At 63.7% G+C, this 14,292-nt stretch carries 9 protein-coding genes; 1 reads left to right on the top strand and 8 read right to left on the bottom strand.

The genetic code is table 11. The features are described from left to right. Positions 1–2: 2 nt before the first annotated feature. Positions 3–1,172 (bottom strand): nucleotide sugar dehydrogenase, encoded by a 1,170-nt coding sequence (locus tag Q7J44_RS20260; RefSeq protein WP_304882929.1) that lies wholly within the window; start codon positions 1,170–1,172, stop codon positions 3–5. A 462-nt stretch (positions 1,173–1,634) separates the two neighbouring features. Between Q7J44_RS20260 and Q7J44_RS20255 the strand changes: the two genes are divergently transcribed. Further along, positions 1,635–2,267 carry a hypothetical protein gene (locus Q7J44_RS20255; protein WP_304882928.1) on the top strand — a complete coding sequence of 211 codons (633 nt, stop codon included), beginning with the start codon at positions 1,635–1,637 and terminating at the stop codon, positions 2,265–2,267. Between the two features lie 108 nt (positions 2,268–2,375). Here Q7J44_RS20255 and Q7J44_RS20250 read toward each other — a convergent pair whose 3' ends face one another. From Q7J44_RS20250 to Q7J44_RS20220, 7 genes are all read right to left on the bottom strand, one after another. Beyond that, a complete protein-coding gene (locus tag Q7J44_RS20250) occupies positions 2,376–5,075 on the bottom strand; it encodes a PKD domain-containing protein (RefSeq protein ID WP_304882927.1) in 2,700 nt (899 codons plus the stop codon). A 130-nt stretch (positions 5,076–5,205) separates the two neighbouring features. Next, complete coding sequence (locus Q7J44_RS20245) at positions 5,206–6,657, bottom strand: TolC family protein (RefSeq protein WP_304882926.1); 1,452 nt, start codon at positions 6,655–6,657, stop codon at positions 5,206–5,208. Positions 6,658–6,819: 162 nt separating this feature from the next. Then, entirely contained in the window at positions 6,820–8,148 is a 1,329-nt protein-coding gene (locus tag Q7J44_RS20240) for an HlyD family type I secretion periplasmic adaptor subunit (protein ID WP_304882925.1), read from the bottom strand. Then, the gene (locus tag Q7J44_RS20235; protein ID WP_304882924.1) at positions 8,145–9,986 is read right to left on the bottom strand and encodes a type I secretion system permease/ATPase; all 1,842 of its coding nucleotides are present in this window, start codon (positions 9,984–9,986) and stop codon (positions 8,145–8,147) included. Before Q7J44_RS20235 ends, Q7J44_RS20240 begins: the two co-directional genes overlap by 4 nt. 216 nt (positions 9,987–10,202) lie before the next feature. Further along, positions 10,203–11,024 (bottom strand): glycosyltransferase, encoded by an 822-nt coding sequence (locus Q7J44_RS20230; RefSeq protein WP_304882923.1) that lies wholly within the window; start codon positions 11,022–11,024, stop codon positions 10,203–10,205. Positions 11,025–11,512: 488 nt separating this feature from the next. Continuing rightward, positions 11,513–13,102 (bottom strand): VPLPA-CTERM-specific exosortase XrtD, encoded by a 1,590-nt coding sequence (xrtD, locus tag Q7J44_RS20225; RefSeq protein ID WP_304882922.1) that lies wholly within the window; start codon positions 13,100–13,102, stop codon positions 11,513–11,515. Between the two features lie 245 nt (positions 13,103–13,347). Beyond that, the gene (locus Q7J44_RS20220; protein ID WP_304882921.1) at positions 13,348–13,920 is read right to left on the bottom strand and encodes a VPLPA-CTERM sorting domain-containing protein; all 573 of its coding nucleotides are present in this window, start codon (positions 13,918–13,920) and stop codon (positions 13,348–13,350) included. Positions 13,921–14,292 lie beyond the last annotated feature (372 nt).

The raw sequence follows: 14,292 nt of genomic DNA, 5'->3' as shown, positions 1-14,292 counted from the left end.
ATTCAGTCCGACCCGAAGATATCGCGGGTAAAGACCTTGGCCGTCACATCGGCCAGATCCGCCGTGTGACGGTTGGCGATGATCACATCGGCGCGCGCCTTGAACTCGGCCAGATCGCGGATGACGGGCGAGCGGAAGAAATCTTCCGCCTCAAGGCTGGGTTCATAGATGATCAGCTCGATCCCCTTGGCCTTGATCCGCTTCATGATGCCCTGAATGGAACTGTCGCGGAAATTGTCCGACCCCGCCTTCATCGTCAGCCGGTAGACCCCAACCACCTGCGGGTTGCGCTGCAGGATGGTGTCGGCGATGAAATCCTTGCGGGTCGAATTGGCGTCGACGATGGCGCGGATCAGGGTCTGCGGCACCTCATGGTAATTGGCCAGCAGCTGTTTGGTGTCTTTAGGCAGGCAATAGCCGCCATAGCCGAAGGAGGGGTTGTTGTAATGCATGCCGATGCGCGGGTCATGCCCGATGCCTTCGATGATCTGCCGGCTGTCGAGCCCGCGCGACAGGGCATAGCTGTCCAGCTCGTTGAAATAGGCCACCCGCATCGCAAGATAGGTGTTGGCAAAGAGCTTGATCGCCTCGGCCTCTGACGGGCCGGTCAGCAGCACCTCTACATCCGCCTTCAGCGCGGCGCGGCGCAGCAACTCGGCAAAGGCGGCACCGCGCGGGCTGTTCTCGCCCACCACAATGCGGCTGGGGTGCAGGTTGTCATAAAGCGCGCGGCCTTCGCGCAGGAATTCGGGGCTGAAGATCAGGTTGCCGGTGCCAAGGGCGGCGCTGGTGGCTTCGGTGTAGCCGACCGGAATGGTGGATTTGATCACCATCAGCGCCTCCGGCGCATGCCGCATCGCGTCGCGGATCACGGATTCCACCGCACTGGTGTCAAAGCGGTTGGTCTGCACGTCGTAATTGGTGGGCGCCGCGATCACGATATAGTCCGCACCCCTGTAGGCCGAGGCCGCATCGGTGGTGGCCGTCAGGTTCAGCCCGCCCTTGGCCAGATAGTCTTCACATTCCGGATCGATGATCGTGGATTTTCCGGCATTGATCAGATCGACCTTGGCCTGCACCACCTCGACCGCCACAACTTCGTTCTGGCGCGACAGAAGAATGGCATTGGACAGGCCGACATAGCCCAGTCCGACAACGACAATTTTGGGCACTCTTGACGCTCCTTGACAGTGGCCTTGATGGTTGGCCTTGGTTGGGTGGCCGCTGTCCCTGACAGGGGCACGCAGCGCGGCAGATCTTTCAGGGCGCGGTTTATCAGCCGCGACAGGCGGGCTCCGGCAGCGGCTTCGGGTCTGCTGTGGCTGGTATCCACCATGGTGACGCGGTGCGGGTCAAGCAAGAAGATCGCCCGGCCGCCGGCGGCCATGCAGACTTCGGGCGAAGGGATGCCGGCCCCTTTGCTCTGGATGATATAAAAGGCAAAAAATGGAAAAAATGCACGTCATCCGCCTCGCCCGGGGCGATAGCAGGCATGGGGCGGATGCCGGGCAGGGGGCTGGCGATAACGGCGGGGGCCCAGGGTTGCCCGGCGCGGCGCGCGTGCGTACACTGACACGGCGCGGAATCATGGGATTTTGACGCAGAGTACATTTCATTTCCGGGAGTATCAGTGCATGTCTGCTTTCCTATCCCGCTTCATGCGGCCGCTTGTGGCCACCGGCCTCGCCCTGGTGCTGAGCCTTGGTGTGGCCAGTGCCGCGACCGTGACCTATTCCACCACCTTGCCGGGGATGGCCACCCCAAACCTGATCGCCAACGGCACCCTTGGGGCTGCGGCGGTGCTGGATGAGAATGTGACCGGCTCCATCCTCAACCAGCGGGCCAGCCCCTGGGCGGCGGCCAATTCCACGCTGGACCCGTTGGCCGCCACCTCGGTCTATTCCGCGATCCGCAGCACGACGGCAGACCTCGCCAGTGCCTATTTCGATTTTGACACGGTCATGCGTGGTCTCAGCTTTGTCTGGGGCACGCCCGGGCCGCTGAACCGGGCAGAGCTGTTTCTGGGCGGCGTGTCGCAACTGGTCCTGACCGGGGCGGTGCCGCAGGGGCAGACCGGGGCATTGTCGGTGTTTACCGAAGTGACAGGTGTCACGTTCGACCGGCTGGTGTTCACGGCGGGCAAGGCCGCGCTGGAATACGCCAACCTGACGGTGGCCCCTGTCCCGCTGCCTGCCGGGCTGGCGCTGCTCGCGGGGGCGCTGCTTGGCCTTGGCCTGCTGCGCCGCCGGGGCCGTCAGGCCGCCTGATCCGGGTGCCGTATCCGGGCACCTGACGGGACCAGCCATGATTGCACGTTCTGAGTGTGTATCCGCAGCGCCCGGCAGGGCCTGCGGATACAGGCTTTTGCGGCCCGGTCACATCAGCGGCGCGGCCATATCCATCGCATGCGCGCTGAACGGATCGAAGAGTGTCGGCCCGTCATTCACCGCAATCGCGAATTCGGTGACATCGCCGTTGAAAAAGCTGCTGTGCCATGGGTTGCCGAAGGTCAGGTCATGGCGGCCGACATCGGCAAAGGTGCCGTTGAAGGCGGTGTCCTGCACCATCTTGCCGTCCACCCAGAGCGACATGCGGCCCTCTTCCAGCCGGATGTCGATGTCATAGCTGCTGCCATCGTTCACGCGGATGCCGGTTGAGGTGAGCTTGACGGCTTCGCCTTCTGACGACCAGGCCCTGAACACAATTTCACCCTTGTAGTCGACCGAGACAATGAAACTGCCGGTCAGGCGCAGAACCTCGCCGGTTGTTCCGGCGGCATCGGCATCGAGGCGCAACGAGATGGTGACATCGTCGCTGCCGAGGATGGGGGCAAGGTGTGATCTTGCCACGCTTGCCGAAATACCGGGACCGCCAAGCTGAATGCCGCCCTCTGGATCCAGCGGACCGGTAATCTGAATTGCATCCCGTGCTCCGTCCTGGGTGACAACAAGTGTTCCGTTGTCGCTCAGGTGCAGAAGGGGGGGAGGCGGAGGAGGCAGCGGAACCGGAACCGGCGGGACCGCCGCGTCTTTTTCAGGCTCACCGGGCGGATCGAAGAGTGTCGGCCCGTCATTCACCGCAATCGTGAATTCGGTGACATCACCGTTGAAAAAGCCGCTGTTCCAAGGGTTGCCGAAGGTCAGGTTATGGTTGCCGACATCGGCAAAGGTGCCGTTGAAGGCGGTGTCCTGAACCATCTTGTCGTCCACCCAGAGCGAAAGGCGGCCCTCTTCCAGCCGGATGTCGATGTCATAGCTGCTGCCATCGTTCACGCGGATGCCGGTTGAGGTGAGGGTGACGGCTTCGCCTGCTGACGACCAGGCACGGACCGCAACTTCGCCCTTGGCATTGACCGAGACGATGAAGCTGTTGTGCAGCCGGACGACTTCGCCGGTTGCGCCGGCGGCATCGGCATCGAGCCGCAGCGAGATGGTGACATCGTCGCTGCCGAAGACGGGGGTCAGGTAGGTCCGGGCGACACTGGCCGAAACGCCCGGTCCGCCCAGCTGGATGCCGCCGCCTGCGTCCGGTGTGGCAATCGTGGTCAGCACGGTATCTGTTCCTGCCACAGAGGCAACAAAGGTGCCTTTGCCGGTAAGCGAGACCAGTTCGGTGTCATTCACGACAACGCGTGCCATGGCCGTATCATATGTGCCGTCGGGAAGAATGACCGTCAGCCGGGCGTCATATTTGCCGCCGTCCGTGTAGGTATGGGTCACAGTGGCGCCGGTCGCTTTCGTGCCATCGCCGAAGTCCCAGACATATTTCGTGCCCTCGGGCTGGGGGCCGGTGGAATGGGACGCATCGAATGTAACCGTTTTCCCGCCCGTGATGTCCGAACTGCTGTGGAAGGCCGCGTCAAGACCGGAAGAGTCAGACGAAGGCATGGTCGAAGCAGCACCCGCATTCAGGTGGGCCAGAATCCCGTCCGGATGCGCCTTTATGGCCTTTGCCCCCTCAGGGCTGGTCAGGGTCGAGGCGATGAACACGTCACCATACCAGCCGGGAGCGTTCGGGTTCTGATCCTGCACAAAGGCGTTCATACCGACGGTCCAGTCTGACTGGCCGTTGTGGCCGCTGATCGCGGAGGTGGCGTTATGGGTGATGGTCACATTGGTCGAGGTCACGGCGACAGAAATGCGCGGAATCTCGACCGACGAATCTGGCCCGTCCGGATTGGCACCGTCATCATGCAGGACCGTGTTATTGGTGATGGTCAGGCCGGCGGTTTCACCGACGGTAATGCCGTGAAGATGGCCGTTTACGATGATGTTTCCTTCAATGGTGACATTGCGGTAGAACATCTCTTCGCCAGCAAGTCCGCGGTCGACCAGTTCATTGCGCATGAGGATCGACTGGGTGTAATGTCCGTTGCCGATGTCCAGAATATTGTCGCGGATGACGATGTCGGTTGAGGGACGGGTCGTTCCGGATGTCCAGAACTGGATCATGTCGGCATGATCGTCAGAGTCCATCGATCGCAGGAAGTCGTGGATATGGTTTCCTTCGATCAGCACGCCCTGCACTGCGGCAAAGTTCATGCCGTCCATGCGGATGGAATGGATGTCGTTATCCGTTATGGCAACATCGTCGCTATTGGAAACCAGGAGTCCGCGAAAGAAGCCATGGATTTCACAATTGTCGACCGTGATACCAGTGGTTCCGGTGACATTCAGGCCAAAGCCTGTCGGGTAGCCATTGTCCGCGGCTGTGAGGCCGCGGGCCACATCACCGTCAAAGGTGCAGTCGGTGAAGCTGATGCTTTCGCTGCCCGAGACCGTGAAGGGCTTGTACCAGTTCGGCTGGCCGTCCTGATAGGTATAGTCGAACAGGATGTTCTCGAAATGCAGATCCGTTGCGCCGTGCACTTTCAAGCCGGTGACAACCGGCGGGTTTGCAGGATCGGCTGCGGCAATGGTGACCGGGGCCGTGAAATCCAGATCGAACTTCGGTTTGTCGACCAGGCTCAGGTCGCCGTAATTCCCCGGGTTCAGCAGGATGGTTTCACCGCCCGTTGCCATTCCAAGGGCAGAGATCAGTTCGGCGTGGGTCGAGACTGTGATGGTCTTTGACATGTCATGAAATCCGGTCTGGAGGCATTTGTCTTGATATGGAAACTATCCTGCCGGAAAATGTCCAAAACATGCTGCTATTGCGCCTGTCCTGTGGCCAGTCAAAAAATAATGGAGCGTTACAGCCGGGACATCACTGTCCGGCAGGGGCTGGCGGGTGCCCCCCCGCCCCCAGCCGTTGATTGAGCCGGGCAAAGGCCAGAGCGCGCGACAGCCGGGCACTGGCAAAGGCGGATTCCGCGTTTGACAGGGCGTCTTCGACGGCGATCAGATCGCTCAGCGTGGCCTCGCCTGCGGCTGTCGCCTCGCGGGTCAGGCTGCGGGCCTTCGCATGCAGGCCGACCGCCCGGTCGGCGGCGGCTTCGGCTTTTGCCGCTGTCTGGTAATCCACCAGGGCGGCCTCGACCTCGTAAAGCGCGCCCAGCACGGCGGCGGTCCAGTCCGCATGGGCGGCGACAACCTGTGCTTCCGCCGCATCGGCGCGGGCGCGGGCCGGGCCTTGCGGCAGGCTGGGCAGGCGCAGGGACGGGCCGACCGAGACCAGCCCGCGCCCCCCGGTTCCGGGGGCGCCAAGCGTGCGGCCGGCCTCGATGGTACCCGACAGCGAGAGCTGCGGGAAAAACGCGGCACGGGCCTGACCCAGCGCGGCGCGGGCAGCGTCATAGCGTGCCTCGGCCACTTGCAGGTCGGGGCGATTGCGGATCAGATCCGCCGGAATGCCGGGATCGGGTGCCAGCCGGGCACGCGGCTGCGCGCCCAGGCTGCGCAGGCTTGCGGTCAGATCCGGCGGCAAGGCCCCGGGGGCATCGCCGGCCAGAACCGAAAGCTGAAGGATGCCTTTGGCAACGGCGGCTTCCAGCTGCGGGCGCGCGGCGTCCAGACTGGCCAGCCGCGCCTGACTGCGCAGGGTTTCAATCTGCGTGCCTTCGCCGGCCTGCGCCAGCGTGCGGGCCATTTCCAGTGTCTGGCGCTGCCGCCCGGCCTCCGTCTGGGACAGGGCAAGCCGTCGCTGGTCATGGCGCAGCGACAGATAGGTTTCCGTCAGCCTGCCGATCAGGAACAGGCGCGCGCCAGCGGCCTCGGCGAGGGCCTGCCTTGCCCCGGCCTGTGCACCGCGCCGCGCCGCGTCGCGTCCGCGCCCCGGATCGAACAGCAGATCAATGCCTGCATCTGCCGACAGGGTGCCATTGCCCGCAGCGCCGTTGCCGCCGGTTGCCAGAGCCGATCCGCCGCCGGTCACCGACAGGGCACCGGGAATGCTTCGGGCGGTGGCAAGCGCGGCTGTGGCGCGGGCCTGTGCCGCGGCCAGATCCGGGCTGCCACGCAGGCTGCGCGCGATCAGCGCATCCAGCGTGGGATCGCGGAATTCGTGCCACCACAGGGCATTGTCCATCAGGCGGGGCGCACCGGAGGTCTTGCCCTGCCAGCTTTTGGCGAAGGGAAAACCGGGGGCTGCACTGTCCGTCGCGGGCGCGCAGGCTGTCAGCAGGCACAGGCTCAGCCCCCCGGCCCAAAGCCGCAGGCTGGCCGTTTGCGGCCAGATAGCCGCCCTGAAACAGGGCGGAAAGATCCATGGCGTTGCCACCTGTCAGGCACCTGCTCGTGAGGGCGGGCCGGTCTTGCGCCGGTTGCCGCCAATGGAAAACACGATGCCGCCGGGGCTGTGGCAAGGCAAGCAGCCCGTCACCGGGCTGCAATTTTTGCCTGAGGATGTGCCTTTGCCGTGCCACTTATGCCGGCGCGCGCGTCAGTCCTCGCGCAGCGCATGCGCCATGGGCCGCAACAGCGGGGCCAGCAGCCAGGACAGCAAGGGCCGCTCGCCCGTGGCAAGGAAAGCCTCGACCGGCATGCCCGGCACCAGCTGCATGCCTTGCAGCAGGCTGGTGTCATCCAGCATCAGGGTGACACGGTAAAAGCTGCGCCCGGTGGCTTCATCCGTGATCGCACCGGGGGGCACGTTGGTGACATGCGCAGGCAGACGCGGAAGCGAGCGGGCATTGGTCAGGCCCAGCATGATTTCGGCGCTCTGGCCGGGGTGGATGTTTTCGATGCTGCGCGGATCGACAGCCACTTCGATTTCCATCGCGCGGTCGGCGGGCACGATCTGCATCACGGTGGCCCCGGCTGCAATCACGGCACCCGGGGCGGTGACCGCCAGTTCATGCACCACGCCCGCCACCGGCGCGCGCAGGTCGCTGCGCACCAAGGCCTCGGTCAGCGACAGGATTTCCGCCGTGCGTTCGGCAATCCGCGCCCCGCTGTCGCGCAGCCCTTCGGCCACTTCGGTTGCAATCTGGCGATCCTGCTGGTTCAGGGCAAGGACCGCATCGCGCCGCGCCGCTTCCAGCCCGATCGCTTCGGCTTCCAGACCGGCAAGACGCCCCGTGAGCGCCGCCTCCTGACGCAGAATATCACTGAGCGGCGATTGCCGGGCCAGACCCTGCGCCACCAATGTCGCCATCCGCTCGCGTTCGGTTTGCAGCAGACGGGATTCTTCCTGCGCGGCCGTGGTCTGGGCGGCGATTCCGGCCATCTGGGCGGTCAGTTGGGCATTGGTTTCGGCCAGTCTTGCCACCGCCTCGGCCCTTTGGGCCTGACGTGCGGCGAACATGGCCTGCTGGCGGGCAATGGCGCGGGTCAGATCGGGGGCGTCAAAGGGCAGGGGGGGGCTGGTGAAATCGGGGGTGTCCAGACCATTGGCCTCGGCCATCAGCCGGGCTTCTTCGGCCAGCGCATTGGCAAGCTGGTCGCGCGCGATGTCCAGCCGGGCCTTTGCGACCGTCGGATCAAGCGACAAAAGGACCGCACCGGCCGCCACATGATCGCCGTTCCTGACCGCAACATGGGTGACAATCCCCGGATCAAGGCTCTGCACCGGCTGGGCCTTGCCCTGAACCATCAGCTGGCCGCTGGCGATGACGGCACCGTCAATCGGGATCAGGGCAGAGGTGACACCCAGGCCCCCCACCAGCAGCGCAAGGCCGATGGCCCCGGCCCGGATCAGAGGGGTGGTCCGGATCACCGGCCCAAAACCGGGGCCAAAACCGGAAACGGCGGGATCGGCTATCGCTGTCATGATGCGCTCTTTTGCTGCAGGACCCGGAACAGCATCGCCCGGGTGCTTTGTGCGGAGACTGTGGATTTTTGCCCGGCAGCACCCGTGCCCTGCCCCGGCGCTGTGCGGGGGGGCAGCGCGCGGACGGTGAGCTTGGCAGGAACCGTCGGCGACGGCGCTGTGCGGGCACCGCCAAGGTTGGTCAGCACCGCATCGCGGGGGCCGTCCTGAAGGATGCGCCCGTCTTCGATCACCATCAGCCGGTCCACGGCGGCCAAAGCCCCGGCCCGGTGCGCCATGACGATGACGGTGACCCCGGTCGCGCGCAGGGCGGTCAGGGTGCGGATCAGTGCCGCCTCGCCCGCCATGTCGAGATGGGCATTGGGCTCGTCCAGCACCAGAAGCCGCGGATCACCATACAGCGCGCGGGCCAGCCCGATGCGCTGGATCTGACCGCCCGACAGCGGCAGGTCGCTCTGGCTCAGGTCGGTGGCATAGCCGCCGGGAAGGCGCAGGATCATGTCGTGCACGCCCGCCGCCTGCGCCGCGGCGATCACCCCGGCATCGGTGGCCTGCGGGTCAAAGCGGGCGATGTTGTCGCGCAAGGACCCCGGCATCAGGTCGATGCGCTGGGGCAGATAGCCGATCTGGCGGCCCAGACGGTCCGGGTCCCAATGCCGCAGGCTGGCCCCGTCAAAGCGGATGTCGCCGGAATCGGCGCGCAGCGCGCCGACAATGGCCCGGGCAAGGGTGGATTTGCCGCTGGCCGACGCCCCGACCAGCCCCAGCCCCTCGCCCGCCGCCAGAGTGAACGACACCCCGTCGAGCAGTTTTGCAGGCGCTGCACCATCCTCGCGTTTTGGGGCAAAGCAGGTCAGATCCTGCACCTCCAGCGCGCCGGTCAGCGCGGGCAGGCTCATCACGGCGGGTGCCGGGGCCTGCAGCTGTGCCAGCCGGTCATGGGCAGCGCGGGCCTGGGTCAGGCTGCGCCACTGGCCGATCAGCTGATCCACCGGACCCAGGGCGCGCCCTGACAGGATGGAGGCGGCAACGATCGCGCCGGCCGAAATCGCCCCGCCGATCACCAGCCAGGCCCCCGCCGTCAGCAGCGCCGACTGCAACAGCATGCGCAGGCCGCGCGACAGGGCCGACAGCGTCTCGGACGGTTCGGCCCCCTTTTGCTGATGGCCAAGGGTCTGGCGGTGATGCCCCAGCCAGCGGCCCAGCACGTGCCGTTCCATGCCAAGCGCCGCCACTGTGGCCGCCCCGCGCCGGGCCGCTTCGGCCAGACGCTGGCGCGCCAGATCGGGCAGATGCGCATTGGCGGTGGGGGCCTTCAGCACCAGCCGGTTCACCGCGGCCAGAGCCGCCGCCAGGGCCATGCCGCCCAGCGTCAGCCAGCCTAAGATCGGGTGGATCACGAACAGCACCCCGACAAACAGCAGCGTGAAGGGCAGATCGAACAGCGCCAGCGTGGCCGGACCGGCCAGAAAGCCGCGCAGCACTTCCAGATCGCGGCCCAGACTGCCGGGGGTGCCTGCACGGGCCGTGGCCAGATCGGCGCGGAAGGTCAGGCCCGACAGCCGGTCGTCCAGCTGCAGCGCCAGCCGCGACAACAGCCGCATCCGCAACCCGTCGAACACCACCAGAAAACTGTAGAGCATCACGACAATGGCAAAAAGCGCCATCAATGTGGGCACCGACCCGGAACTCAGCACCCGGTCATAGACCTGCAGCATGTAGATCGACCCGGTCAGCATCAGCACGCTGATGATGGCGGACAGACCCGCTGTCATCATCAGCCCACGGCGCAGGCTGCGCAGGGCATCACGGTAGGGGGAGGGGGAAACTGCAGTCATATCGGCCCCGGATCTTTTGATTCAGGGACTGTGGTGATCCGGGAAAGCGGCAACTGCAGGTGGAAAATGCGGCAAGTTTGTGGCTGTAGTGGAAACAATCACAGGTCCACTCAAGGACAGACCTGACCTCTGCAGGCTGGCCTTGAGCACCTCTGCACAGTGTGGCCCATTTCTGCACCTTGCGCGACAGCCCTGCGCGGGTCCGGCCAGACGGCCTCAGCCCTGTTTGCGGCGTGATCCCCTCATACGCCAGATTTCGACCATGCGGTCGCGGAGAGACCAGAGCGGGGTCTGGATGAAATTCTGCGCCATGATCTCGAAGGACGACGGATGCGACAGCCCCTCCATGACCTGCGGCGGGAACAGGTGCAGATAAGGGTCGGGTGCCACGCGGTTGCCGCGGACCTTGTTGGACACATTGGTCTCGTGCACGATCTGCAACCAGCCCGGCGCGCCATCAATCTGGTGGATCGGTCCATAAGTGTCGAGCTGCATGTGCTGGATCGCCGGGGCCGGGCACAACGCGCCCTCGACAGGCTCCAGACGGCTGAAAAAGGCATTTTTGGGGTGGTCAATGGCATAGAGCGCATCGCCTTGCCGGATCAGGCCATTGCGGAAATTATAGGCCCCCGGCCGGAACTGGTTGGCCCGGACCGCCGCCTGCAGCCGGTCGGTGAAATCGACCGGCAAGGCATCGTCATTGTCCAGCCGCGTGGTCAGCAGCAGCTTTTCCTGCAACGGATAGGTTTCCCGCAAGGAGCGGTTCCAGCCTTCGCTGCGGAAGAGCGGCGTGTAATAGGCGTGAAAGGGGAAAACCTTTTGCAACGCCGTGATGTGGCGCTTGAAGATATCGGGCGTGTCGATATCGAAATAGATGATCCAGTCAAAAGCCGTGTTACGCTGCGCCGCAATCGAGGGAAGGCAGTAAGTCTCGAATAGGTGGAACCTGCCTTCAAGCCAGCCGGCTTGTGTCCGGATCGCGGCTTCCTTTCCCGGCGTGGCCAGGTTGAACCGCGTCATGATGACATAGCTGAACATGGGACAGGCACCTTAATAATCAAAGATTATAACCATTCAACGCAAGGCGGACAAGATTGGGTACCGCCCCGCGAAAATCACGCGCTGGAGATCGGTGTCAAGCGCTTTAGTGCGCTTCAGGTCGTTTCAGAGCCGGAAAACCGTTGTCCTGCCGGAAGATGAGCTTCTGGATGATGGCATTGCCAAAGCAAAAACAGATTCTCTGCCCGATGCCGCACGTCGGCTCTGTCCGCATCCCGGCCGGGGATCAGACCCGTCTGCCCCGGTTGCGGGTGCTTGTCTGCAATTTTGCGTCCCTCTCGCGTCGCCTGACGCTTCAGGTTTCGCCCATTTTTGCGGCCCCGCCCACAACCACCCCGGGAGGCGGCTTTTCATGCCCTGTGAGTGTTTCGGTGCTGGTCACAACGCTGCTGCATTTTCCCCCGGCGGTTTCCGCTTTTCTGGATCAGGACAGTGCCCTGCGCAGCTTGCACAAGGGGCGCGCGCGGCTATTCCGGGATGAACCGGGGCAGTCCCGGCAGGGCCAGAGCCATCAGGCGCAGCATGCGGGCCTCTGCCTCTGCCTCGGTTTCACCCTCCTCAATCGGGGTGACAAAGCGGACGATGGCACCGTCGCTGCGGCCGATGGTCAGGCTGTCCCAGACCACGCCGATCTTGGCGGCGTAGTCATTGGTCTGGCGCTTGCCGCGCTGTTCGAACCAGTAATAGACCAGCTGTTTGGACAGGCCTTTCTGGATCACGGCGCGGTTGACCGGAAAGCTGCCGTAAGGCGAATCCGGCAGGTTGACCGTGTGCTGCGTCAGCGAGAAAATCTCCCAGCCGCCGACGGGCAGGCAGACCTCGGGCGAGTGGATGCCAGAGCCTTCGGTCTGCTTTTCATACCAGGCCGAGAACAGGTTCACATAGCTGCGTTCCCCCGCCGCCATATAGGTGGCGTTGATGTAATCGGTGGCGCCCAGTACCCGTTCAACCTCGGGTTCCAGCGATTGCACCGCGCCGGACCATTCGCCCAGATCGCGCGGATAGCCGGAGAAGCCTTCGCGCGCCACGGTCTGCACCGGGCGCTCGGGCGTCAGCACGAAGGCGGCCCCGATCACCAGCGTCAGCAGGGCGGCCACGGCCAGCCCGCGCGCCGGGGCAAGGCCGGTGATACGCTGCATCTGCGTGCCAAGGCCTGCGGTATCAAGGTCGATGGTTTCCGACAGGGACATCGGGCTCGGCGTCAGCCGCTGCAGGGCGATGGCGGTCAGGAACAGAATGCCGATACAGGCGCCGAAGATCACCCAGCCCTCAAAGAAGTGCAGGAATCCTTCTGCCTGGCCAATGCCATAGCTGTTGACCAGAACCCCGATCATCCCGATCCGGAACGAGTTCATCAGCACGGTCAGGGGTGCTGCCATCAGGAACAGCACCGCTTTGTGCCAGAACGGTCCCCGGTACAGGATGCCGAACAGGTAGGAGAACGACAGGATCGGGAACAGATAGCGCAGCCCCGAACAGGCCTCGGCCACCTGCAGTTTGTAGACCCCAAGGTCGATGATATTGCCTTCCAGAAACACCGGGATGTTCATCAGCTGAATAAACCAGACGCCGATGTTGGACGACACCAGCTGCAGGAAGATGGTCATTTTCCAGAACAGCATCTGCGGCAGCGGCAGCATGAAGATCAGGTGCAGCACCGGCAGCTGATGGCGCTTGCCACGCTCCCATCCCATCACGGTCAGCACCACGCCGCCGACCCAGAGGATAAAGGCATAGGTCACCACATCGGGAATGCGGATCATGTTGCCGAAAATGCCGAACGCCAGGGAAAACAGGATCAGGGCAATGCCGGGCTTGCGGTTGATGACGCTGTGGTGTGCGGGGGCCGGGGAGTCGCGCAATTCGCGCAGGAACAGATACAGCGAAATCAGCGGGATCAGCGGCCCGTGGCTGTATTCCGGGGTGATCCAGGCCGCCCCGAGCGAGACAAAGCCGATCCAGTACACCGGGATCGCCGCCACGACCAGAAGCGCAAACCAGCCAAGGCCGATCGGGTTCACGGCAAAGGACGGGCTTTGACTGGTGGAAAAGGTCATGGGGGGTATCCGGACTGGAATGAAATCGCGCTTACTGTAGGGGAAAAAGCTTTGTCCGGCCAGCAGGATACACAAGGATCAGGCACAGGAAACGGAGTGTTTATCTTTTGGACGTCTGGCCCCGGGCCTGCCCATATTCTGGCTTGCCGCACCGCTCACAACCGCGGGAGGCCCGGAGATTTCACAGCAAAACAAACAGGGCACCCGAAGGTGCCCTGTTCATAAGATCTGTGATGGCGAACCGATCAGGCTGCTGCTGCAGCTTTGTTGCGACGACGCACCAGCGCAACCCCACCCAGAGCGGTCAGGAGCAGAAGGCCGCCAGCTGGCAGCGGAACCGGTGTCAGGTTGCCATAGGCAATGCTGGTGGACGACCCGAGGATGCCGTCATTGGCATAGGCGTAGAAGCCGAAGGCCTGACCAGCAGCAACCAGGAACGAGAAGACACCGTTCTGGAACGCCGGAGCGGGCATACCGTTCGTGCTCAGCTGCACCAGATTGATGAAAACCGAGTCGATGAAGTAGCCGAACGGGTCGAAGCTTGATCCGTCGACATCAGATGTCGAATACTGCCACACACCGCTGACTTCATAGGCCTGATCTGCGACGCCAGTGGCGGTGGTGTAGATACCACCCGTGCCATTGTTGTTGCTGACCAACGAGATCTGGAAGTCATATGCACCGACCGGGCCGTTGTCGACACCGGTGCCGCTGCCGCCGTTGCTGTCAAATGCGAAGGTGACAGCCCCTGCAGAGGTTGCACCGATTGCGAGGGCCGCAACAGCGCCCAGTGCCGTAGTACGAATAAAATCAAGCATAGCCTAAGCTCCCTAATGGAAATACATTGCTTTTCCTCGTAACGGCATCGTCTTTTGATTCGAAACACGTTGCCGTTAACTTGAGTTAACAATGAGGCAAAATGGCGATAATTTCAAGGGCAATCTGCTGAGATCAGATCGCGATCAGCCTTGTTTTTCACGTCTTTCAGGCACACTGTTTCTTTATGGTTGACAGTCACGATGGCGCGCGCCGAGTATCGCGCAAATCGTGGACAACCGTTCTGTTCCTGCAATGTCCTGCTCCGGCGATGTGCTGTCATGTCTGCCGGGCCACAGCGGCCCCGGCCGGTCGCGAAACCGTGATTCGCCGGGCTGCAAGCTTGTGATGGCCTGCATCCGGGGAAGCCTTCG

The sequence above is a fragment of the Pseudotabrizicola sp. genome (assembly GCF_030656345.1).
In the GTDB taxonomy this organism is placed as follows: domain Bacteria; phylum Pseudomonadota; class Alphaproteobacteria; order Rhodobacterales; family Rhodobacteraceae; genus Pseudotabrizicola.
The sequence above is the reverse complement of the archived record's forward strand: the minus strand, read 5'-3'. Positions and strand labels throughout refer to the sequence as shown.

Coding starts and splice junctions, on each gene's coding strand:
- Q7J44_RS20255 (WP_304882928.1), top strand. CDS start 1,635: ATGTCTGCTTTCCTATCCCGCTTCATGCGGCCGCTTGTGGCCACCGGC.
- Q7J44_RS20250 (WP_304882927.1), bottom strand. CDS start 5,075: ATGTCAAAGACCATCACAGTCTCGACCCACGCCGAACTGATCTCTGCC.
- Q7J44_RS20240 (WP_304882925.1), bottom strand. CDS start 8,148: ATGACAGCGATAGCCGATCCCGCCGTTTCCGGTTTTGGCCCCGGTTTT.
- Q7J44_RS20235 (WP_304882924.1), bottom strand. CDS start 9,986: ATGACTGCAGTTTCCCCCTCCCCCTACCGTGATGCCCTGCGCAGCCTG.
- Q7J44_RS20230 (WP_304882923.1), bottom strand. CDS start 11,024: ATGTTCAGCTATGTCATCATGACGCGGTTCAACCTGGCCACGCCGGGA.
- xrtD (WP_304882922.1), bottom strand. CDS start 13,102: ATGACCTTTTCCACCAGTCAAAGCCCGTCCTTTGCCGTGAACCCGATC.
- Q7J44_RS20220 (WP_304882921.1), bottom strand. CDS start 13,920: ATGCTTGATTTTATTCGTACTACGGCACTGGGCGCTGTTGCGGCCCTC.